This window comes from Gimesia maris, assembly GCF_008298035.1.
Classification (GTDB): Bacteria; Planctomycetota; Planctomycetia; order Planctomycetales; family Planctomycetaceae; genus Gimesia; species Gimesia maris.
On sequence record NZ_CP042910.1, the window covers coordinates 7,138,741 to 7,160,744 of the forward strand.

Here is a 22,004-nt window from a genome sequence, read left to right on the forward strand (position 1 = left end):
CTGATCCCAATCCCGGCACGCTCATCAGACAGTCATGGGCAGATACAAGGGCAGGACCCATCTGTCCGCCCGCGTGGCGAATTTCAAACCAGTTTCACACCGCAATCGGAACTGATGGAAACCTCGAACTGGAATTATCTACCACGCAAAACACGAAACGACACGAAATTAAAAACGGGTGACCCCGGATGCAATCCGGGGCGAGCGCAGCGGCAGGAAGTCGCAGTCTGTCAGTTCTTCGCAGTCTGTTGCTGCTGGGCAAATTTGGGAGGCTTGACTGCCGTTGGTTTGTCATTGGGGGGAATCGTCTTGACGACTTTCCAGGCGAGGCCCAGTTTTTCGAGGACCAGAATCGCACCGTAGGTCATATCGAGTTCCCACCATTTGTGGCCGTTCTTTGCCATTCGCTGGTACTTGTGATGGTTATTGTGCCAGCCTTCGCCGTAGGTCATCAGGGCGACCCACCACAGGTTTTTGCTGTCGTCCGTGGTTTCGTAATTACGATAGCCCCAGATGTGGGTAGCGGAATTCACGAACCAGGTCGCGTGCAGCACATAGAACAGACGCACAAACATCCCATACACGACCATGCTGATCGCGGTCTCTCTGCCGCCCAGCCAGTAACCGATGCCATATAAAATGGCGCCTAGACCAATGTGCCAGAACAGAAATGTTTTCTGCAGGAACCGCATGAACGGGTCTTTGAGCAGATCGGGAGCAAACCGCTGATGGGTGGCCTGAATTTCTTCAGCGCTGTGATAAGGAACGAGCCAGAGAATATGGCTCCACCAGCGACCATCGCGCGGTGAATGCGGATCGCCGGGCTGGTCGCTGTGCAGATGATGTTTCCGGTGATTGGCGACCCATTGAATCGGAGGTCCCTGCCCGGCCAGTAAACCAATCAGGCCGATCGTACGGCTCATGAAGGAATATGTCTGAAAGCTGCCATGGGTGAGCAGGCGATGATAGCCCATGCAGATCCCAATGCAGCCGGTTAACCAGCCCAGGAATACACAAGTCAGCAGGCCTGTCCAGGTGAAGTAAAAGGGAGCCGCCAGCAGTCCCAGGTGGATGGCGACAACCCAGCCAATATTGGCCCAGTCAGTGGTCGCATATTTACCCGGCTGTGCTGGTTCAGTTTGGGGTGTCTCAGGTTCGGGCGTCTCAGCAGCTGCGTTTTCAGGAAGAAGTTCATCCGTTTCCGGAAGCGGCGCGAGTGTCTGCTGTGAATTCATATTTAAGAGCCCGATCCGATCTATATCTGTATGTAAATAAAAAGTCGGCAGATTTTAGGGGGATTGGCGAATTGTGTCTATAGCGGTGAGGTCGATTGGAAAAAGACAGGGAAATTTCTTAAAACGGGTGTACAGAAGCAGTTATGAATCAGGAGCCTCGGGGGACGTTTTAATCTCTTGCATGGTGAAATAAGTGATATCGTGAATGCATCCATTTACCTGGATTGCTTGAAGAAATTATCTTTCCAGTGGGGGAAACCAAACAATAGAGCCACGACGAGACTGAGCACAAAAGTCTTCCAGAGCCAGACATCCCACGGTTGATAGTACCTGGAGGCGTCTCCCCAAACAATCCATTCGATAAATGGAAAGATTAAAGCAAAGACGGCGACCAGTAGCGAAGTCAGCAGGTAACGCGATAGAAAATGAATCCGCCAATATCGACAGCTCAATAGATGAATGGGTAATGCAAGTAGAACTACCAGAACCGCTTGAATCAGAGCACCACCAGCGCCTGCTCCCATCTTTTTTTCCTTATCAAAATCAACGTTAAAGTTCTATTTCGAGATATAATTTATCACGGGAAATTCAGTCATCGGTCTAATATTCCATTAAATCACGGATCAATATGAACCACACGATACGACGGCTCTGTCTGTAACTCGCGCAGCTTTTTGATTTCGGGGATCAGTTGCTGTTCGTAGAGCCCCTCTATCGTAATCGCGCGTTTAATGACTTCGTGGTTGGAATTCTGCGTCAGCAGAATGACTCCCAGTGGAGAAATATCGTCGAAATAACCCTGCCAGGCTTCAAACTGGTGATGAGGCAGTTCTGCAATATCAATTTGGTAGCAGCTGATGGGTTGACTGCGGACCAGCTTGAGTACTGCTGGATCTTGAGAATAAAAGTACTCGTGCCCCCACGTAGTGATACACCAACTGGCTTTTGCGCTGATCAGAACCAGTTTGCCTTGTTCCAGATCCTGGTGAACGCCTGCCAGCGAATACGGGGTCCAGTCAATCTGATCTGGTTTGACGGGGAACGGAAGCAGAAAATAAAGCCGAATCAGCATGAGAGCCAATAGCGGTCCTGTAACTAGATGAGCCAGGCGAATGTTTGTGATGCGAGTCTGCATTTTCTTCGTTCTCTGGTGTTAATAAACAATATTCCGAAACTGCTTGCGGAAAAGAGTTTGCGCCGTCAATATAACCGACAAAGTATGCTGACCAGAACCTCCGGTTTATTGAATTCAAACGAAATTGAATGAACCTGGTATCATAAACAGCGGTCCTTTCGTTATAATGTGCCTGTAGCCAGTCTTGAGCCCTTTCGATGGGCAAACAGGGTCCGATATTCACTCGCCATTCTATCAATCAGACCGTGGGAACGACTATGAAATTTCAACTTGTACTACAGTTTAATGGAGCCGTAATTTCTGATTACGATTCACTCGTGGATCTGGAATCCGTCATCATCGATCAAATCCAGGTGGATGGCAAGACGATTGTCGACGGACATGATTTCGGCAGTTCGGAAATGAACCTGTTTATGACCGTCGATGATCCGGCGAAAGTGCTGAGCCAGATCAGAACGCAGATCGAACATCCATTGATGAACCGATTCAAAGCCGGCTATCGTCCCATCAGTGAAGATGGCTTTCATGCGATCTGGCCCGAAACGCTGCATGAATTCTCAGTCAAGTAAGCGACACTGCTGCTGAGGCAACCGGTGAAAAAACGCTCTGGCAGTGCAATTCATTTACTGCGGTAAAATTCAATTTCCGCAGATGTCGAATTCGATATGGGGATATTTCTTGCGGGCTTCCGGTGTGAGTGGTACCGGTTCCTGGATCGCGATATCACACCATATCAACCGGGACAGTTGAGGTAGCGTATCGAGCAGCGCCAGGCGTTCGTCGGTCAGAGAGCTCGGCGCCCGAATTTCTATCTGCTCCACATTCGATAACCAGGGCAGCAGATGGGCAGACTCTTCTCCAAAATTCAATGCATTCACATCCAGACTTTTGAGAGACGGCATTTGTGCAAGCAGGAGTAAGGTCTCCTGGTTCAGATTCAGATCCTTGCAGTAAAAACTTTCGAGCTGACTGAGTCGTGTTAATGGCTGCAGCGAATAAGCATCAGGCAGTGTAATGGGAACATGACATTCCTGCAGGTTTTTGAAGCGGCCCAGTTGTCTCAGTGCCTGACGGGCTTCATCACCGGTCAGATGCATTCCCGTATCCCAGCCGATGATCAGGTTAGTCATCCCGGGCAGATCGCTGGCCAGTTTTTCCAGCAGATAACTCATTTCTTCTGTCGATCCGGAGGGGATCTTAAGTGAAGTGAGTTGGGGAGCGAGTACGAACGCGTCTGACAGTTTCTTTCTGGGGGACACATTCCGCACCACCCACTTTTCCAGTTTTTGATGATCGCCGTCCTTCAAAAATTTGACGAGCACATCCTGCTTGACGGTCCCGCAATCGACTTCTAATGCAACCAGTTCCGAGCAGCCCGAAAGCTTCTTCCAGAAAGAGGTGGCACGTTCAGGCACCAGAGGCATACACAGTTTCAAGTCTTCCAGATGGGGTAGATCCAGTATTTTTTCTGCGACTGCGGAATCCATTTTTTTCTTGCCGAAGTGCAGATGTAGCCGCCGTAATCCATCCATCTGTGCAATCTGCTCGAGCGCCGTGTCATCCAGATGCGAATGCAGAATTTCCAGGTCCTGTAATTGGGGAATATTGCGGAGCGCCTCATAACCACGCTCATTAATCCGACAGTAAGAAAACTTGACGCCATCCAGATTTTTAATCTCCGCAACGGCTTCGATGCATTCTCCCAGTTCCGGATTGGATTGGTCGCGGGTTCCATAAAACCAGATGCGGACGGGAAATGGCAGTTGATTGATCAGCGCGACCGATTTTTGAAGGGTCTCGGCATGCTGATAGATTTTTTTCCCGTCGACGATCTTCTCTGGATTGCCGACCCAGATGGAGAACGGCTCGCCATTCCGGGGGAACCAGAGTGTCAGTTTCTGATTGCGGATCTGCTGATATAAATGGTTTAACGCAGGATCATTCCAGGGTTCCCCTGAACCACGCCTGGCGTTCGCAGACTGCAAACCGCTTAAATGGGGAACACGACTGGCAATCACCTGATTTATTTCATCCAGCCGACGACCAGACTTCTGTAAATCGGTATGTGTGTGATGTTGAATCGAAGGAGTCACATCAGTCAGCGCCTGCTTATCAGCGACAACCGCCTGTGTTCGATCTGAGTTGATCAGAAAACCTCCAATGCCAGCCAGCGCCACCAGCACCGCCACAAACGGAATCAACCATTGTCGCAACATTCTTACTCTCCTACTCTCAACAGCTGGTTCCTGAACCAGATGCCTGCCCCTTCAAAGCCGTGCTGAACAGGGAGAGAACTACTTATCCCCTCAGCCGATCACTTCACTAACTTATTGTACAGAACAAAACAGGTGTTGTCCTCTTTCAGATTGACATTTTTCTGTTCCGCACTTTCCCCTGAAAGGTTACGTTACGTATGTCATATCATGTCAACAGTTTATCAAAAAAAGATTCTAAACCTCCAGATTGAGTAATCTCCCTCCTTTTTCAGCGACTTTTTTTTTCAAAAAAGCCGGTAACACTGCGCCGGTTTTTTCGCATGGTATTTCAGTCGCGGATTAATCATTCACTTTGGAGGGGAAAACATCATGATGACTGATACTGCTTTGACTGTCGGCCTGGAAACATTCACTCATTTTGAGGATCGTCTGCAACAGATGATCAATCAGGGAAGCCTGACATTGATGCTTTCGATCGGTTTCCGAACCGGTTTATTTGAAGTACTGGGAAGTGTGGATGCAGCGACCTGTGAAGAAATAGCAGCGCGAGCCGGTCTGCAGACGCGTTATGTCGAGGACTGGCTGACTGTGATGCACACCGGTGGAATTCTGGAGTATGATCCGCTGTTCCAGACTTACCGCCTGCCTCTGGAACAGGCCGCGCTATTGCTGCAGCGGGGTGGAACGCACTCTTATGCCACCAGTGTGCAATGGGTATCACTGTCAGGTAAGCTGGAAGATGAAATTGTAAGTTGCTTCCGCGCAGGAGGTCCGCTACCTGCTGATCTGTTGACTCAACTGCAGTCACAGCTTCTGGAAGATCATTCTGTTTCGATCATGAATGGACTGTTTAAACATGTCTTGCCAATCATTCCGAGCCTGATTATGCAGCTTTGTGAAGGATCGGATGTTCTCGAGCTGGGTTGTGGCAGTGGTCAGACGCTGATTGAACTGGCCCGTACGTTTCCTGCCAGTCGTTTCGTGGGCTATGACAGTTCCGCTTTTCTGATTGATAAAGCCAGGCGCAGCGCAGATGATGAGCAGTTAGAGAATGTGACTTTTATCCAGCGTGATCTGGCGGAGATTCACGCAATTGAAGCCTTTGATCTGATAATGGCATTTGATGTACTGCAGGACCAGTCCCGGCCGATTCGTGTTCTGGATCAGGTCTTTACCGCGTTGCGACCGGAAGGAACTTTTCTGATGCAGGATCTGGCTCGTTCACGTCACAGGGAAATCAACCTGCAACATCCGCTGGCCGCGCTGTTGTACTCAATCTCCTGCCTGCGAAGTATGGCGATCACTGAGCCGGATCAGTCTGCCGACAGTTCCCGCTGGTGTCAGGAAATGGCATTGCAGACGCTAGAGGAGATCGGCTTCACAGCGATCGATGTCCACGCGCTGCCTCATGACCTGGTCAGTGATTATTTGATCGCCAGAAAGCCCGGGAGCCCTGCTTCCTGATCCAGATGCGTGAATTACTGAAACAGACGTTCTTCCAGCAGTTCGTAGTAACGGGCATCGCTTCCCGCCTGACTAATATAGGAATTCAGGATGCCGGGATCGATAAACACCATGGCTGGCTGCTCATGACAATGCGCCTCAGACGCTTTCAGCAGATAGTTGATATCAGCGCGGCTCAGGCGATGCGTTTTACACAGATCGTAGAACAGTCCCTGGGGTGTATCTGAATTGGCCCTGCGCTGCAGCTGCAGATTTTCCCAGAGATACAGGACGAGCCAGACCATGCCAATCACAATGGATGCTGAAATCAGCAACCAGTTTTCCTGCAGCAGGCTGCGATTACGAAATGCCCGGGAGATTTCATCAGTGTGTCCTGCCAGCAGGCACCAAAAATCGATGTTCATGTTTCGCTTGTCCCTTCCACCTGATTCAGATCGGTCTGCTCCGGACTAAGTGGCTTCTGCAGAGCTTTGATCGCGATTTCGCGGATGCGCGTATTTTCTTCATTGATCAGTGTTGCTAATGCCTGTCTTGCTGCGGAACTGGAAATGCTGGCCAGGATTTCGGCGCTGGTTCTGCGGACCAGATCGTCGGCATCTTCCAGAAGTGCAGCCAGGGCCGGGACAACCTGATCATGCAATTTTAAGGCATAAGCACAGCGGGCAGCCTGGATCCGCCGTTTTCGCAGGGGATGTGACATGGCGCGACTCAAATCGACGATGCACCGCGGATTCAGTTTCTGCAGCAGCTTGCCCACAGACGGACAGACCTGCGAATTGAATTCTTCAAAATGCTCCAGAACATATTCGACGTCAAAACTCGAAAGTTCCTGCCGTGCGGCTTCGCGTACTTCCTCTACCGGACTGTCAATTTTATTGATCAGCAGATTCATCGCATCCGGGACGTGCTGCGTGCGAAGCTGGCAGGTGGCCCAGGCCTGCTGGATGGGGTCTTCCGAATCCAGGCTTTCCAGAACCATCTCCGTGACTTCGTTGACATCCAGGTTCCGCAGCATATCGATGGCTGCTTCTTTGGCGGCTGGATTCCCATGCTGCAGCATCCATTTCTGTGCCTGTTTTTTACTGGCGACATCAAGGTTAAGCAGACTCATCAATCGAATCAAAGCCACATGCAGTACCTGGGGAATGCGGCTGAAATCCTGCCGATCCGCACGGAGCCAGATCACCTGATCGATCTGTCTGAAATTCGTCTGCTGTAATTCGGTCGGTTTTTCCGGCAGCCAGCGCAACAGGTGGGCGATGAATTCGGGATCATCTCGCGTCGAAATCGCTTCCAGGGCTTTCGCGTTTGGATAATTCACTTGTGTGAAATCACAAACAAGCTGCATGACGCCCATATGTTTACTTTGTTTCAGTACCTGTTCCACCATCCGCCGGATGTCTTCATTTGAGTTCCAGAGTACTTTTCTGATGGCGGGATCGTCTACTTTTCCCAGGATCAGCAGACTTTCCACGATTTCTTCGGGGCGATTGAATTCCTGCAGATGTTCGGTTGCCGTGACGAGCGCGTTGAGGTTGTCGCGTCTGATCTCTTTGGCATTTTTCAGAAACGCGCGGGAGTAGACGGAATCGACTGAGGGATTCAGAAAATATTCGTAGAGCCTGCCCACCAGGTAGCGGAGGGTTTGTGATGTCAGATCCGGTTGATGATTGACCAGCCGTTTATTTTCATACAAGGCGATGAGAGAGGGGATCTGTTTAAAATCACTGGTGATACGGACAAATTCCAGACCGCAGTACTGCAGTTCCTGGTTGCCGTGTTGCAGACACTGCCGGATTGCAGCATCGAGTGCATTCGAATGCGTCTCCAGCAGTTTTCGGATACCGGCCGTGTGAGTGGGGTAACGCCGGATCACTTCGACCAGTCCGCGTGAACTCTGCTGCTGCAGTAAAGCGAAGACCGCCTGCTCACGAATTTCCGGAACGTCGACGTCCAGAGCCTGAATCAATGCGTTGACCGCATGAGAATTTCGGCTCTGCGCGAGCAGGTCAAATGTTTTAGAAATTGATGAAGCCATGCCGACATGAGATCGTATAAAAAGTGCCTGGATCTACAAAAGCAGAGATTCCCATTTGTATCGGATAAAGACTGTCACTTCCTCATTCCCGACATGACAGGATTTTCTCTGCTATTGCCCGCTATCTCTCTATCGTATGCCGGTACAGTAGAACTCAAGTTTACCGGCCGTAACACGATTATCCCGAATAATCGCTACATTCCCGGTAAATGGTTATCATGAACGTAAGCCGAGGGTGAAAGCGAGCTTAGCCGCCTGTCTGCATAAAATCCGTCAGAAACGCATATGATTCGCGGACGACTTCCGGAGCCATATGGCTGTGCCGACTGAGTTCGACATGCAGGCCTCCCTGGTAATCAATCTCCCGCAGTCCGTGGATCACATCCGAAAAATCGATGTCGCCCGCGCCGAACCGTAGATGATCGTGTACTCCCTGGACCATGTCTTCGATATGAATATTGAAGACCCGGTCTTTCCAGGGGCTCAGAAACTGGCTGATCGGCAACTCTCCCATGCACTGTAGATGACCGATATCGACCGTCAGTCCGAAACAGGGATGCCTGACGCGCTCGTTCAGATCCGCGAAATCCTGCAGTGTTTCAATCAGCATGCCCGGCTCCGGTTCAAACGCCAGCCGAACTTCTTTCTCAGCCGCATAAGCGATGACTTCGCGACAGCCTTCTGCCAGCAGTTCCAACGCATCTTCACGTTGCAGATCCTGCTTGAGCTGTCCTGCCCAGAAAGAGACCGCGTCAGACTTGAGAGAGGCTGCCAGATCAACACAGCGTTTGAGGAAATCAATACGGCGGGCGCGGGACGGGGGATCGGCGGTGAGCAGCGTCGGCTCATGTTTCTCGCGGGGATCCAGCAGGAACCGGGCCCCGGTTTCGATGACCGACGAAAGCTGATACTTCTGCAGCAGCGCCTGCATTTCCTGCAACCGTTGACCCAGATCAGCAGCATAGGGATTCAGGCAGTAATGATCGACGGTCAGCGCTATCGACTGATAACCGGTCTCTGCCAGCAGTGAGATCGCGTCATCCCAACGATGGAAGGCCAGACCGTTCGTATTATATCCCGGTTTCACAAGTCGACTTCTTTATGCTGAATCTAATGAGAAGAAAAAAGCCCTCGATCTTCATGATGAGGGCTCAGGTTTCCATCTGCGTCACCAGGCTCAGTCAGCCAGTGGTTTGACGCGGATATTCTTGTAATACACAACACTCTTTGGATCGTGTGCCTGCAGTGCGAAGCTCCCTTTTTCACCCAGCGAAGGAGAACCCGTTGCGCCTTCCGGTTCGGTGTAATCAATCACCGTCTGATCATTGATTTTGACAATCACATGCCGACCGTTGACGATAATATGCTGAGTCCACCATTCGTTATCTTTGGCAGGCGTTTTGAACAGTTTGACCCGGTTATAGAGACTGCCGGTTTTGACAGGGTCTTTGTGGCTGACATTGACCTGTGATTCATAACCCTGTGTCGGCCAGCCTTCCTCCTGGAATTTGGTGTGGAAGAAAATACCCGAGTTACTACCTGGAGTCGTCTTGACGTCGGCTTTGAACTCAAAGTTCTTGTACTCTTTATCGGTGAAAAGATGCGAGCGTTTCCCCGTCACTTCAATCACGCCATCCTTCACTTCAAAGGGGCCGCCCTCGGCGACTGTCCAGCCCGTCAGATCTTTCCCGTTGAACAGTTCGATCCAGCCCTCTTCCGCTTCGGTGTTTTTCTCGCCGGAGTAGGCACTGTTGTTTCCAATCAGAGACGAGACGAGCAGTGCTGCCATCAAACCGGTAAAGATATTAAAGCAATTGCCAGCGCGGTATTGGTTCATCGTGTAAATAACTCCTGGATGTTATTAGGAATGAGTCAGACGGTTTTTGCGTCGTCTTTGATTGAGCATGAGCTGAATTCACAGCAGCATAAGGAATATCATATATGCTACGCGGCGACCGGACCGGTTAAAAGCAAACAGGGCACTTCCCCGCATATTTTCCGGAAAGTGCCCTGTCTTGTATTTAAGGATCTTAAGTAATTCGTGGCGGCTTACAGTTTGGGAAGTTTGATATCTTTACCGACCTTGCTGTATCGCGGATCACGAAATCCTTCCCTGAAGTACATGCCGAAGCCCTGTCCTAATTCATACTGAGCTCTCTGTGCCCAGGGGGTTCCCGGATGCTCTTTGATCACAAGTTTGTACTGTGCTTCCGACTTCTTCAACTGTTTGTCCAGTTCTTCAGGGCTGACTTTGGTCAGCTTGACCTGTTCCGGATCGGGAGGCAGCATCTTTTTACGACGAGCGACATTCCAGACATTGCTGTTTTTCTCTTTGGGTACCGGCATGTTTTTCGCCTGCTGGTCCATTGCCAGGCAGTACTGGAACAGACGCACGCGATAGGCCAGACACTGGGCCAGCGCCAGATCGTAGGCAGCGCGCCAGCGGGAAGATTTTTCCTGAGCACGCAGTGGTTCAACCGATTCGAGAATCTCGACCGCTTTCTGCAGCAGTCCCATGGCACGGATCGCCTTGGGCACCTCTTTACTGCCGATCTCAAAAAATTCTTTTTTCTCGATCGGGTAATAGAGTTCCCTGATGTTCAACTGCTTATCCAGATGCGGATTGAGTGTGGCAATCACTTTCCAGATGGAAGTACGAAATTTGCTGGCGCTGCGTTCGGCATCGTAATCGCGACGAGACAGCAGGAGCGGTTGATATTCTTTCATATCCTGAAAACGGAACTGACGGTCGGCAGTACTGCCGGCGCCTCCCAGCTCACCTTCTTTTCCGGGCAGCACGAAGAAAATCCCCCCGGTTTCACGGGCAATGCGGACCTGTTCGTAAGGGCCGAAACCTGCAGAAAATGCATCCCAGCGACCATGCAGACCATCGTACTGCAATGCTTCCGGAAATGCGGTTTCCGGCCCGCGATTGATCCGAATCCAGTGCCTCAAATTATATACGGGGTCACGCCAGATCTGGCGGGCGTAGGGATATCCAAACACTGATTCCCGCCCGAGAATGTAAATCGGCGTTTTGGCCCGTTTGGCGCGGGTAATGACTTCTTCCACCTTGGCACCATCATCGCCTGATTCATCGGTAACCACGACGAGACAGAGCCGACGATCTGTTTTTCGAGCCTGGAGAACGTATTTATCAATTGTGGCAGCGACGGTGTCGCACATGTTTTCCAGACCGGTTTCGTCGGTCGGAATCTTCGTAATCGCGTCCTGAACTTCTTTCAGGTCGGTCGTTGGTTTAGGAGTATGAACATGCACGGTCGCACCGTAACTGAGAATCGCAGTCAGCAATGTCTGATCCCGGTCACGGGTTTTCGATTCCTGCTTGGCAGCAATCCCCAGTTCCCCGTAAATTTTATTGAAGTTATCCCTGATTTCTTTCTGGTCGTCTTTCATACTGCCCGACTCATCGAACAGCCAGACGACCATAATTTTTTCTTCCCGCATGATGCGGATCAGTTCTTTGGAAATCCGACTCATGGCTGACCCGTAGCCTTCAACGACAGCACCCACTTCACCGGTGACTTCGCCTACCCCCAGGTCCTGGCCGAGGATGTCATCGCCGGGCGCTGTGATTTCGCCTGCGTTGATTTTGATTTCGGGTTCTTTCAGGCTTTCTGATGTCTCGATCTTCTGTGAAGAAACCGCAGGCGCTGTGGAAGCCCCGACATTGGTGGAAACCATACCGCCGGACGTCACGCTCAGATTTTCGGAAACTTCCAGATTCGTTTCCAGTACCTGTTCGATCTCAGCATGATCACGCTCTTCGTCGAAAATGGTTTCGATTGCCACTTCGGGCTGGTTGTCTGTCAGTTGATGGTGTACCAGTCCCATCCCCACTAAAATCACTGCGTGTACAATCAAAGAGGTGAAGAAAGCGGAATAATCTCTCGCTTGAACCATCAGTAATAACCCCCCGGTCATTTTTATAGCGAACTGCTATTGAAAACGAGTGCCTGTTTAGTCTCAGCAAATAATAAAATTGCTGATCCGGTTTTGAAAATAGAAATGAATATAAAATACTGCCCTGCGCCGAACATGCCAGCCAGGCCAGTCGCTAAACTGTTTGTATTATTGGTGATATTGGTAATCAACAAGGTCAGATTTTGAGTGGCTGGTTTCCTTTGATACCACGTTTCTTCAATGCCTCATTTCTCTTACGTTGTTCTTCTTCGAAACGTGGGTTTGGTTTGCGGACACGATTCCCCTGGGGATCCAGATTCATCTTCATTTCCTGCCATGCCCAGCCCAGTGGCTTGTCCAGTTCCTTGGCGGCCAGATAGGCCCAGGGGGTGCCAGGATGTTCGTCGATGATACCGTTCAAAATCTCCTGAGCCTGCTTGCCCAGTTTCCGCACGGAGGGACTGGAACGCACATCTTCTGCAGGAACCAGTCGCCAGGCGTTGTTCTCTTTTTTCTCAAAAGTTTTTGGACTGCTCTTCATGTCTGCCAGAACCGTATTGTAACCATAGGCCCGCACGCGTGCTGCCAGCACACGTCCCAAAGCCAGATCGTAATTGGCCCGCCAGCGGGGTTCGGTGATCTTCGGACGGTCTTTCAATCCCTGTTCCAGAATCACCTGCAGTTCGTTGAGTCCGTAGTCAAGTTCGGAAACCGGCTTTTGTGCCACCGTGATGGCCTGTCGTAATGCATTGTCGGTATTGGCCGGAAATTCCAGGGTAGGAGTCGGCAGAGTCCGTTTGGATGTACGGGTAGCAGTCGCCGCCATGACCAGCGCCTTCTTGGCCATGTTCTTTTCGATTTTACTTGAGTAGTCACGAATCGAAATGTAGTCGGGGTGATAGTCCCGCATGTCGGCTGGTTCAAATTTGGGACCGCTGGTTTCTTCGGTGATGAAAAAGATCCCGTTGGTTTCCGCACACAGACGCGTTAACGCGTAAGGACCATAGCCGGAAGAAATCTCTCGGAATTCATAGTCGCTCTGTCCCCAGAAAGGCAATTTAATACGTTCGGAAGCAACCGTTTCCGGTCCGGCTTCAGAAACTGCCGGGACGAAGACACCCGGTTCGATTTCAAACCTGGTATTCACTTCTCGCCGACCAAAAGGCGACGCATTGCCGACCACGTAACATTTAATTCCATTCCGTTTGGTCAGCAGGATGGCATCTTCCAGATTGGCCTGGGCATCGGTACCGGCTTCGTCCGTCACGACGATCACCATCATGTTGCGACGGCCCTGTTTTTTGTAAGAGAGCCAGCGTTTGGAAACCTGTGTGACTGCTGAAAACACGTTTTCGTTACCGGTGGTATCTTCTTTGATTGATCTGATCTGCGAGACGACTTCTTTAACATCGCTGACCGGTTCTTTGGTGACGAACTGTGTGGTATCACCAAACGCGGCAACAGCCGTCTTCAGCGCGCTTTCATCGACGGTTGCATCCAGAAGACCCAGCTGTTTGTAGACATTTTCAAAACGGTCGGCGATCTCATTACGCCGCTTACTGACAGAAGGAGAAACATCAAACAGCCAGACCACCAGCAGTTTCTTTTCCTTGGCCGCAGCTGCAATTTCGAGCGTCAGACGGTCAATGGCACCGGCAACACCACCATCAGGGCGGTCGGTTTCACCCGTTACTTCAACAGCAGCCATCAGTTCTTCTTTGGCCGGTTGAGTCATCTGGTCATCAATGATGGGCTCGGGGGCTTCAATCTCATTTTCGAGCTGGTCCTGCATCTTCTGCTGCTGCTCAACTGACGTCTGTGGCGCCGCCGCCATCGATTGAGTCATCAATGCGGTATCACCGGCTGTGCCGACAACATCCTGAATTGTGGGATCAATCTTGAACACGTTATCATCAAGTTCTTCAATCGAAGAGATGATTGCGTTTTCTGAATCGAGCAGCGTGATGCGCGTGAAGCTTGCCAGCATAAACAGGATCAACAGGTGGACCCCCAGACTGATCAGCCAGGCGGGCACTTCCTTCATGTTCAACCAGTTGTGAGGCTCAACGTCTATAATTTCTTCGACATGAACTTCGCGGGTGGAATTGACAACACTCACGGCCTGCTCCTTATTAGGATGAGACGAAAACTTTTTGCCTGTTCTCCGTTTCGTAAAGAAACAGCGAACAGAATTCGTAGTGAACACGACAGATTATCAAAACCTGCACATTACATCAGACAACATTGATGATTATAAGAATTGTCGTCCAGCAATGGTTCATCAAATCTACGATTTTACCTCTGAAATCACACAAATACAATCATTGATCACTTAAAGTGACACAGAAAGTGTCTTTTTGTATACTTTTCCGGAATTAAAGAGGGACGGGGCTGCATTAAAATAACCTCTGATAACGACTCAACATTCGTCATTTTTTTGCATTCTCTAATATTTCACAACGATTTACGAAGAACGAATACCAATACCAGGCGAAATCAATAAACTGGCGTCGCAGATACCCTGGTGTGTTTTTTTCCTGCAGGTACCCGATTCATGTCATTTGAGTGGCTCACAGACTGGCTCCCTTTCACGTTTTACTACCTGATGGTACTCCTCCTGTTTCTGGCGAACCTGACTTCATGGGTCTCGATTCTGTTTCTGGTTCCCGGGAACTGGATCATGGTTTTTCTGTCCGCCCTGTTTTATCTGTTCATGCCCGGACGCGATGAGCATGGTATTTCCTTGACTGTTCTCGTCATCGCCATTCTGCTGGCGGGTCTCGGCGAAGTCATCGAAGCACTGGGCAGTTCAGCCGGCGCAGCGAAAAAAGGCGCCAGCCGTCGTGCCATGATTCTGGCGCTGCTGGGAACGTTCATCGCCAGTGTCATCGGGGCAACCCTCGCGACACCTCTGCTGCCTCCCCTGGGAACTGTATTCGGTGCGATTTTTGGCGGAGCCCTGGGGGCGTTCGCAGGCGCCTACCTGGGGGAAGTCTGGAAAGGGAACCAGGAAGTCAACCGCATACACATCAGCACCGCGGCGTTTGTGGGGCGACTGCTGGGTGTCGTCGGCAAACTGGCAATCGGTGTCATCATCCTGGTGATGATCACGATCGACTCCCTCTTCTGACTGAAATTCAAATCGAGCATGTCACCATAAAAAAAGGGTACTCTCCTTCCGAAAAAAGAGAGCACCATTTTAAGCCAGTTCATTGTTCAGCAACTGTCAAACTACTCGAGATCGAATTTAATTTCGTTATCCCCTTCTTTCACGACGGCGGTCAGACCGGATGTCTTCTGCATGTTGTACTTCGTCGGAATAAATGAGGGCTCCAGGGAGGCTTCCGGATCTTCAGCAGAAACGCCTTCCATATCGCGTTCAGAAATGATGGTTACTGTATGCTTGCCGGGAAATGCACCATCACCATCCTCATAGGTGGTTAATTCGAAGGAACCATCCGGCTGAATCTTCCCGTGTGCAATCTGCTCTCCCGAGTCGGGAAAGAACACGACTTCGCCAGTCTCCAGAGGCTTACCTTCAAAGGTGACGATACCTTTCACAGGAGCCGTCGGTTTCTTTTCGATCTGCTCACCACAGCCTGTCATGATTGACAGCAGAAGCAGAACCGAACACAGGGATATCATATTTAACTTCATTTTAGAGCTTTACCAGAGAATAAATTGTGAATGAAAAGACCAGGCACGGCACAGTGGAATCGCCCAAAGTGGTCCCCGCTGATACGGAATTCAGACCGGGGGGTACTGCCTGTTTTAGACAGCCCCCCCTGTTCGATCTTGTTGAGTTCGGATTAATATTCGCCGAGGACTTCACCGGTCGAGCGAGTGGCCAGACCTTTGAGCGTGTCCAGGTTCATACTGGCAGACAGAAACTGCACGCGTCCGTCACAGAACAGCAGATGCGCACCGCCGACATGGGCGCTTCTCCAGGAAACTCCGTATTGAGAATGGGTGCTGGAACCAATCGGGTACTGTGTGGCTTTGGTATCAATCATCAGGAAGCCATCTCCTCCGGTATCACCACCGTACACATACGTGGCCCAGGTCCAGGTCACCATGTCATCAAAGCCGGTATTACTGCCCCAGCCGTTTAAAGCCGAAGAGAGTTCACCCAGTAGAAAAGTATTGGAGGTCCCATCGGTAATATCCCGCATCCGAGTTTTCGATTTGGGATAGAGCACACCCGAAGTGGTGTAGTTGTGAGTTGACGTAGAAAAACCGGACTGCAGCCCGACATCTACCGAACCCCCATTTCCCCGATAATGCAGCCCACCATGTTGGGCAGGAACGGTGGAGTGCGTGGGAGCTGTTGAACCCAACTCGGAAGACGGGCAGAGAATCACCTGAATGGGTGTCGTGAATTCCTGACGCGAACCAATCGAAGAGGAACGCCAGGGAGTGATTTCATTAATCTCGCCTGTGATGGAAGAGATGCTGTTATAAAGCGGAGCCTGATCAATGTAAGGCAGAATCCGGGCAACCCAGCCAGTCTGATATCCCCCCTTTTGAAAGTAACCGGTGGGCATCATCAGGAAGTTATCATGATAATTATGGAACGCCAGTCCCAGTTGTTTCAAATTGTTACGGCACTGTGACCGTCGTGCGGCTTCCCGGGCCTGCTGAACTGCGGGCAGCAGGAGCGCAATCAGGATGGCAATAATCGCGATTACCACCAGCAGTTCGATCAGTGTAAATCCACGTCGTTTCTGTGTGTTTAGATTCATGTAACTCTCTCAACTAATAAAAACAAATAACGAAAATAAGAATTCCGATTTCAGTCACCCTGCACGGGCATTGACCAAAACGAGGAAAAACTCAAATAGAAAACAGACGGTCCTTCAGAACGACAGAATGACCGACTTACATAGATATGTTAAGTTATTACCACTCATATTATTAAATAATTATTACAATACAATATTAATATATTGATAAATAAATTACATATACTGGACTTACGACAACACATCGAATCGCAATTCTTTTATATGTAACCAGATACATACAATAACGATTTTAACGCGTTGTCAGCACAATCGGACAGAAGGCCCTTGAAAGAAAGCACCTCATACCACGCACTCAACCCATTTATACATTTCAATACAAAAGAAAATGGGGATTGAAAACCATTCAACCGGCGTCTTTCAGATCAAAAGAGAACTCACTGGCGTCCTCTTTCACTTCAAGCTCGAGCGGGCTGGACTGGCTGTCGCGAAACTTCGCCGGGATCGCGGGGGAGTCTTTCCTGGGTGCTGCAGCCTGACCAGGTTCTGGCGGTACAGGATCCATTTCGGGAGGCAGAATGGTCACACTGTATTTGCCCAGCGCCACGTTCGGAATACTGACAATCCCCTCCTCAGTCAGTGATCCCCCGCCCCCTTCTCCCGTCTGAGGATTTTCCAGATTGACCAGGCCGGCTGTCACGGGAGTGCCCCCCAGTGTAACCGTGATTGAAATATCACGCCGGGGTTTGTCCGAACCGGGAGTATGACTACAGCCGATGAGAACTGTCAGACTGAGTACCAGTGACAGAGTTAATTTCAGAGACTGATATTTCATCAAGGGGTCTTTCATCAAGTAACCTGGAACGTAATAGAAGCAGGGACGCAGAAGCTTCGACAGAGGCGCTGCGAAGCTTCTGCGTCAATCTGTTGAGAGTAGAATTAAAATTCGCCGATCACCTGGCCATCTGACCGCATGGAAAGCTGTCGCAGGGTGTCCATGTCGATGTTCTCGGAAATGAACCGGACGGCACCATCGGTCAGCAATGCATGTATGCCGCCGACATGAAATGAATTCAGTACAGTATTGACTTCATACTCGGAACTGGCACTGGAGGGCGCACCGGAGGTCCAGTACGCATTGGGAGGATAGCGGACGGTTGTCATGCCACCCAGGTAACCGTTCACACTTCCCAGTGATGACAGTGTGGTACCCGGGTCCATCTGCTCGCCCGAGTTATTCACCCAGCCATGCCAGCCCCCCAGCGGGTTGGCGCTGTTTTCCACGCCACCGACATTGCCCGACTGTTCGGCGACAATAATTGTATTGCTGGACCCATCGGTACAATCACGCATTCGCTTCGCAAAGTAAACAGGCAGCATCCCGTTGTTACAGTAGGTCCCCCCACTGACGATGTTCGACGCCGTGCAGTCTCCAGTACTGCCTCCGGAAGTGGCGCTGGGAACCGCGCCGGTAATACCGACATAGTCGTGGATCATGCTGTCATTGGAGAGAGGGACATCCGCGTTCACAAATCCATGGGGACTGGAAGGACAGACATAACCGGGAACCCGCAGGGTTTTGAAAATCGGCTGCAAACTGGAGTGGGCCCAGAAACTCGCATTAAAACTGACCTGGTTATAAGCGGGTGCCTGATCAAAATAAGGGAGCAGACCAACGCGCCAGTTCGGGCCACGACTGTTTTTCAATCCACCAATCGGGAAGGTGGTGAAGGCGTCCAGGTAGTTGTGCATCGCCAGGCCAATCTGCTTGAGATTGTTTTTGCACTGGGAGCGGCGGGCCGCTTCACGGGCCTGCTGGACAGCAGGTAGCAGTAATGCAATCAGGATCGCGATAATGGCGATCACAACCAGAAGTTCAATCAGCGTGAATCCACGCCGGGCTGTACCAGAAACGTTCATACGTATCTCTCGCAAATAAAAACAGAAACAAAAAAACGCGACGATCAGAGCGCGGAGGGAGTTTCGATTTCCCTGCTTCTACGAATAGAACACAGGTGGAACTGAAGATGAACAATAAACCGTTCAAGTCATTTTTTGCAGGATCACTCAGTGGTATGAATTTTCGGCAGGACTGGAGGCAGGACTCTCAATCAATGTCAATTCGCGGGCCATCCTAACACCGCCCCGGGGTTCTCTCAACATATTTACGATAGTTTATTTATTATTGGACACAAAATTATTCGGCCTGAAAGGCATAACCGGTACTCAACTGTAAACTATTCCAGTTATGCAACTTAGCTCATCAGTGATTTTGACCCTTCAAAATTGTCGCACCTCTTCGTGTTGCACTCTTTGACTGGAATCTGCAAACTGAGTCGGATTGAAGTCTTCCCTACCTGACATGAAGTGCGTTCCCTCAAAGAAGGACTAGTGCGGATGACCGTTGAAGATACGATTCCAATGCGATTAAGGCGGACTTACCTGACAATGCATCGCGTGGCGCAGGCTCACTTTGCTGAATTTGGTGTAACCGTTGATCAATACGTGCTGCTCTCAGTATTAGCTGATGCGGAAGGCATCATTCAGAACGAACTCAGCGAACGTATGTCTTCTGATGCAAATACGATCGGCGCCATGCTGAGACTGCTGGAACAGAAAAATGTTATCCGTCGTGAACCCAGTAAAAACGATCGGCGGGCATTACGCGTGTATCTGACCGCCAGCGGGAAACGTCTGCAGAAAAAACTGGCCAGACATTCCAGCCAGATTCACGAGACCCTGGAAGCAGCCTTGACTCCCCGTAAGAAACAGATCCTGCTGAACAGTCTGGAAGCAATCACCCAGGCACTGAAATAGCGCCGTGTGCAGCAGTTCGTTCGCAAGCGATCACTTAAAATGACAGAATCAACGAAACTTCCCACAGCCGGTCGTGTTCAATACAACATGATACGTGCACGTGTTTTTTCAACCAGTGGAACCACATCAGGAGCCCCGCATGACCTCGCATTCATTCAGAACCATTATCGCGTGCCTGGCTTTCACAATCTGCCTGGGAGAAACAGGCTTTGCACAGAAGCCCCGACCGAACAGACCGCCTCAGTTCCGCGGAAACCTGATTGAACATCGCGACGTGGAATATGCGAACGTGGATGGCTCCTCCCTGCTGCTGGATCTGTATCTGCCGCGCAATGTCAAAAATCCGCCGCTCGTCGTCTGGATTCATGGCGGGGGCTGGCGCGGCGGCAACAAAGGACGCGGCGGCAAATTTGTGCCGCTGCTGACCGATGCCGGCTACGCGTGTGCCAGCATCAATTATCGACTCAGCGGCGAAGCAAAGTTCCCGGCCCAGATCAACGACTGCAAAGCCGCCATTCGCTGGTTGCGGGCCCATGCGAAGAAATATGGATACGATGCCACACGCATCGGCGTCGGTGGCGCTTCCGCAGGCGGGCACTTGGTCGCGTTACTGGGAACCAGCGGCGGAATCAGAGATCTGGAAGGCAGCGTCGGCAAACACCTCGACCAGTCCAGCAGCGTGCAGGCGGTCTGTGACATGTGGGGGCCGACCGACTTTCTGCAGATGGACAAGCACGCTTTACCCGGTTCGCGGCTCAAACACAACGATCCCCGCTCCCCCGAATCACTGCTGATTGGCGGCCCGATCCTGGAACACAAGGACCGCGTCGCGCGGGCCAACCCGATCACCTACATCGACAAACAGGACCCTCCGTTCCTGATCATTCACGGCTCCAAAGACCCCGCGGTCCCCGTACATCAGAGTATCATTCTGGAAAAGGCGCTCAAGAAAAATAAGGTGCCCGCGCAACTGCACATCGTCGAAAACGCCGGTCACGGCGGCCCGGAATTCAACGCCCCCAAAATCAACAAAATGATCGTCGAATTCTTCGATGCGCAGCTGAAGCAGTCCCCAAAAGAGCCCGAAAAAAGACAGCAGAAAAAATAACGGAATCGGGTCAACAGCGGAATACTCTGGAACCAGGCGGCGGATGCTGTCATACTGACTGCTGACGATTGAGGCTGTTGTCTCAATTGAACCCATTTCGTCATTTCTCCAAAGGATTTCAGAATGACGTCTGCTCCCGGACCTGACAGTGCCAGCAATACCGCATCCAGTCGACGGAATTTTCTCACCGCTACCGCCGGCATTGCCGCTGGTCTGTTGCCCGCTACTTTATCAGCAGAGGAACCCACCATGCCCTCGGTCTCCACGCGCCCCAAATGTCTGTTCTTTGATGTCAACGAAACGCTGCTCGATCTGGATGCGATGAAACAGAGTGTCGCGGCAGCACTGGGAGGCCGCCCCGATCTGCTGCCGCTGTGGTTCACGACGATGCTGCAGCATTCCCTGGTAGCGACTGTCGGCGATCACTACGAGGATTTCGGCGTGATCGGCGCTGCCACACTGCAGATGGTGGCCCGCAACCAGGGCATCGATCTTTCAGACGATGCTGCGAAGCAGGCACTCGCACCGATCCGCTCTCTGCCGGCCCACCCCGATGTGAGGCCGGCCCTCGAACAGTTAAAAGAAGCGGGCTACCGCATGGTAACACTGACCAATTCCTCACAGGCGGGCGTCGATGCGCAAATGAAAAACGCCGGTCTGACGGATCTGTTCGAAGACCGTTTGAGTGTGGAAGACGTGCAGATGTTCAAACCGCACAGCCACGTTTACAAATGGGCGTCGCGCAAAATGAACGTGCCCCCGGAAGACTGCATGCTGATCGCCGCCCACGGCTGGGACATCGCCGGTGCCCTCTGGGCCGGCTGGCGCGGCGCCTTCGTCGCCCGCCCCGGTGCCCAACTCTACCCCCTGGCCAAGCAACCCGAAATCAACCAACCGGAAATGCAACAGGTGGCTACACAGTTACTGCAACTGGGCGGGGACTGTTGTTCGTGAGCCAGAAATCTTGAAAGCAGAATTAATTTCGTGTGGTTTCGTGCTTTTCGTGGTAGAAAAAATGCATGTTGGAATGTTTTAACGGATTGCATTCGGGGTTACCCTTTCTATTACATCAGTCGAACGGAGTTCACTCCGGTGTATGCAAATTGATTGCTACCACGAAAAACACGAAACTTCACGAAAAGCAAAATAATGGGTGGGCCCGGATAGACATCCGGGCCGAGCGCAGCGAGCAGGAAACTGTCAGGAAAAGCGAAGAGTCCGGGAGCGACTGGCTTTGCATTGCCGCACTGCGAATTTTTTTAAGGGACCCGTTCCGAGCACAAATCTAAATCGAATCTCGCCAGGTGAGCGGTCACTCGGGTCCG

At 51.1% G+C, this 22,004-nt stretch carries 20 protein-coding genes; 6 read left to right on the plus strand and 14 right to left on the minus strand.

Annotated elements, in window-relative coordinates; genetic code table 11:
• Positions 1-230 precede the first annotated feature (230 nt).
• From GmarT_RS26540 to GmarT_RS26550, 3 genes are all read right to left on the minus strand, one after another.
• On the minus strand, positions 231-1,235 hold the full coding sequence (locus tag GmarT_RS26540) for an acyl-CoA desaturase (RefSeq protein WP_002644515.1): 1,005 nt from the start codon (positions 1,233-1,235) through the stop codon (positions 231-233).
• Positions 1,236-1,450: 215 nt separating this feature from the next.
• Positions 1,451-1,759 carry a hypothetical protein gene (locus GmarT_RS26545; RefSeq protein ID WP_002644514.1) on the minus strand — a complete coding sequence of 103 codons (309 nt, stop codon included), beginning with the start codon at positions 1,757-1,759 and terminating at the stop codon, positions 1,451-1,453.
• A gap of 92 nt (positions 1,760-1,851) precedes the next feature.
• Positions 1,852-2,370 carry a hypothetical protein gene (locus GmarT_RS26550; RefSeq protein ID WP_044236570.1) on the minus strand — a complete coding sequence of 173 codons (519 nt, stop codon included), beginning with the start codon at positions 2,368-2,370 and terminating at the stop codon, positions 1,852-1,854.
• 257 nt (positions 2,371-2,627) lie between these two features.
• On the opposite strand from GmarT_RS26550, the gene GmarT_RS26555 reads away from it, so the two are divergent.
• Entirely contained in the window at positions 2,628-2,939 is a 312-nt protein-coding gene (locus GmarT_RS26555) for a hypothetical protein (RefSeq protein WP_044236567.1), read from the plus strand.
• 69 nt (positions 2,940-3,008) lie between these two features.
• Here the strand turns inward: GmarT_RS26555 and GmarT_RS26560 are convergent, their stop codons facing one another.
• Positions 3,009-4,586 (minus strand): hypothetical protein, encoded by a 1,578-nt coding sequence (locus tag GmarT_RS26560; protein WP_002644510.1) that lies wholly within the window; start codon positions 4,584-4,586, stop codon positions 3,009-3,011.
• A 369-nt stretch (positions 4,587-4,955) separates the two neighbouring features.
• Between GmarT_RS26560 and GmarT_RS26565 the strand changes: the two genes are divergently transcribed.
• The gene (locus tag GmarT_RS26565) at positions 4,956-6,050 is read left to right on the plus strand and encodes a class I SAM-dependent methyltransferase (protein ID WP_044236564.1); all 1,095 of its coding nucleotides are present in this window, start codon (positions 4,956-4,958) and stop codon (positions 6,048-6,050) included.
• 14 nt (positions 6,051-6,064) lie between these two features.
• On the opposite strand, the gene GmarT_RS26570 is transcribed toward GmarT_RS26565, so the two are convergent.
• The 6 genes from GmarT_RS26570 to GmarT_RS26595 form a co-directional block, all read right to left on the minus strand.
• On the minus strand, positions 6,065-6,454 hold the full coding sequence (locus GmarT_RS26570) for a hypothetical protein (RefSeq protein WP_002644508.1): 390 nt from the start codon (positions 6,452-6,454) through the stop codon (positions 6,065-6,067).
• Positions 6,451-8,088, minus strand: coding sequence for a HEAT repeat domain-containing protein (locus GmarT_RS26575; RefSeq protein WP_002644507.1), 1,638 nt, complete (start codon positions 8,086-8,088; stop codon positions 6,451-6,453). Before GmarT_RS26575 ends, GmarT_RS26570 begins: the two co-directional genes overlap by 4 nt.
• A gap of 247 nt (positions 8,089-8,335) precedes the next feature.
• Positions 8,336-9,175, minus strand: a complete 840-nt coding sequence (locus tag GmarT_RS26580) for a sugar phosphate isomerase/epimerase family protein (RefSeq protein ID WP_002644506.1) — start codon at positions 9,173-9,175, stop codon at positions 8,336-8,338.
• Positions 9,176-9,265: 90 nt separating this feature from the next.
• Entirely contained in the window at positions 9,266-9,925 is a 660-nt protein-coding gene (locus tag GmarT_RS26585) for a 3-keto-disaccharide hydrolase (protein ID WP_002644505.1), read from the minus strand.
• Positions 9,926-10,137: 212 nt separating this feature from the next.
• Positions 10,138-12,012, minus strand: a complete 1,875-nt coding sequence (locus tag GmarT_RS26590; protein WP_149303458.1) for a vWA domain-containing protein — start codon at positions 12,010-12,012, stop codon at positions 10,138-10,140.
• 196 nt (positions 12,013-12,208) lie between these two features.
• Positions 12,209-14,131, minus strand: a complete 1,923-nt coding sequence (locus GmarT_RS26595) for a vWA domain-containing protein (protein WP_002644503.1) — start codon at positions 14,129-14,131, stop codon at positions 12,209-12,211.
• Positions 14,132-14,566: 435 nt separating this feature from the next.
• On the opposite strand from GmarT_RS26595, the gene GmarT_RS26600 reads away from it, so the two are divergent.
• The gene (locus GmarT_RS26600) at positions 14,567-15,142 is read left to right on the plus strand and encodes a DUF456 domain-containing protein (RefSeq protein ID WP_002644502.1); all 576 of its coding nucleotides are present in this window, start codon (positions 14,567-14,569) and stop codon (positions 15,140-15,142) included.
• Positions 15,143-15,243: 101 nt separating this feature from the next.
• Here GmarT_RS26600 and GmarT_RS26605 read toward each other — a convergent pair whose 3' ends face one another.
• The 4 genes from GmarT_RS26605 to GmarT_RS26620 form a co-directional block, all read right to left on the minus strand.
• Complete coding sequence (locus GmarT_RS26605; RefSeq protein WP_052301210.1) at positions 15,244-15,657, minus strand: hypothetical protein; 414 nt, start codon at positions 15,655-15,657, stop codon at positions 15,244-15,246.
• Between the two features lie 164 nt (positions 15,658-15,821).
• The gene (locus tag GmarT_RS26610) at positions 15,822-16,754 is read right to left on the minus strand and encodes a DUF1559 domain-containing protein (RefSeq protein WP_002644500.1); all 933 of its coding nucleotides are present in this window, start codon (positions 16,752-16,754) and stop codon (positions 15,822-15,824) included.
• A 406-nt stretch (positions 16,755-17,160) separates the two neighbouring features.
• Positions 17,161-17,604 carry a carboxypeptidase regulatory-like domain-containing protein gene (locus tag GmarT_RS26615; protein WP_149303460.1) on the minus strand — a complete coding sequence of 148 codons (444 nt, stop codon included), beginning with the start codon at positions 17,602-17,604 and terminating at the stop codon, positions 17,161-17,163.
• A gap of 89 nt (positions 17,605-17,693) precedes the next feature.
• A complete protein-coding gene (locus tag GmarT_RS26620; RefSeq protein WP_002644498.1) occupies positions 17,694-18,674 on the minus strand; it encodes a DUF1559 domain-containing protein in 981 nt (326 codons plus the stop codon).
• 477 nt (positions 18,675-19,151) lie between these two features.
• Between GmarT_RS26620 and GmarT_RS26625 the strand changes: the two genes are divergently transcribed.
• From GmarT_RS26625 to GmarT_RS26635, 3 genes are all read left to right on the plus strand, one after another.
• Complete coding sequence (locus GmarT_RS26625) at positions 19,152-19,571, plus strand: MarR family winged helix-turn-helix transcriptional regulator (protein WP_002644497.1); 420 nt, start codon at positions 19,152-19,154, stop codon at positions 19,569-19,571.
• A 139-nt stretch (positions 19,572-19,710) separates the two neighbouring features.
• On the plus strand, positions 19,711-20,679 hold the full coding sequence (locus GmarT_RS26630; protein ID WP_002644496.1) for an alpha/beta hydrolase: 969 nt from the start codon (positions 19,711-19,713) through the stop codon (positions 20,677-20,679).
• Positions 20,680-20,802: 123 nt separating this feature from the next.
• The gene (locus GmarT_RS26635; RefSeq protein ID WP_002644495.1) at positions 20,803-21,633 is read left to right on the plus strand and encodes a haloacid dehalogenase type II; all 831 of its coding nucleotides are present in this window, start codon (positions 20,803-20,805) and stop codon (positions 21,631-21,633) included.
• Positions 21,634-22,004 lie beyond the last annotated feature (371 nt).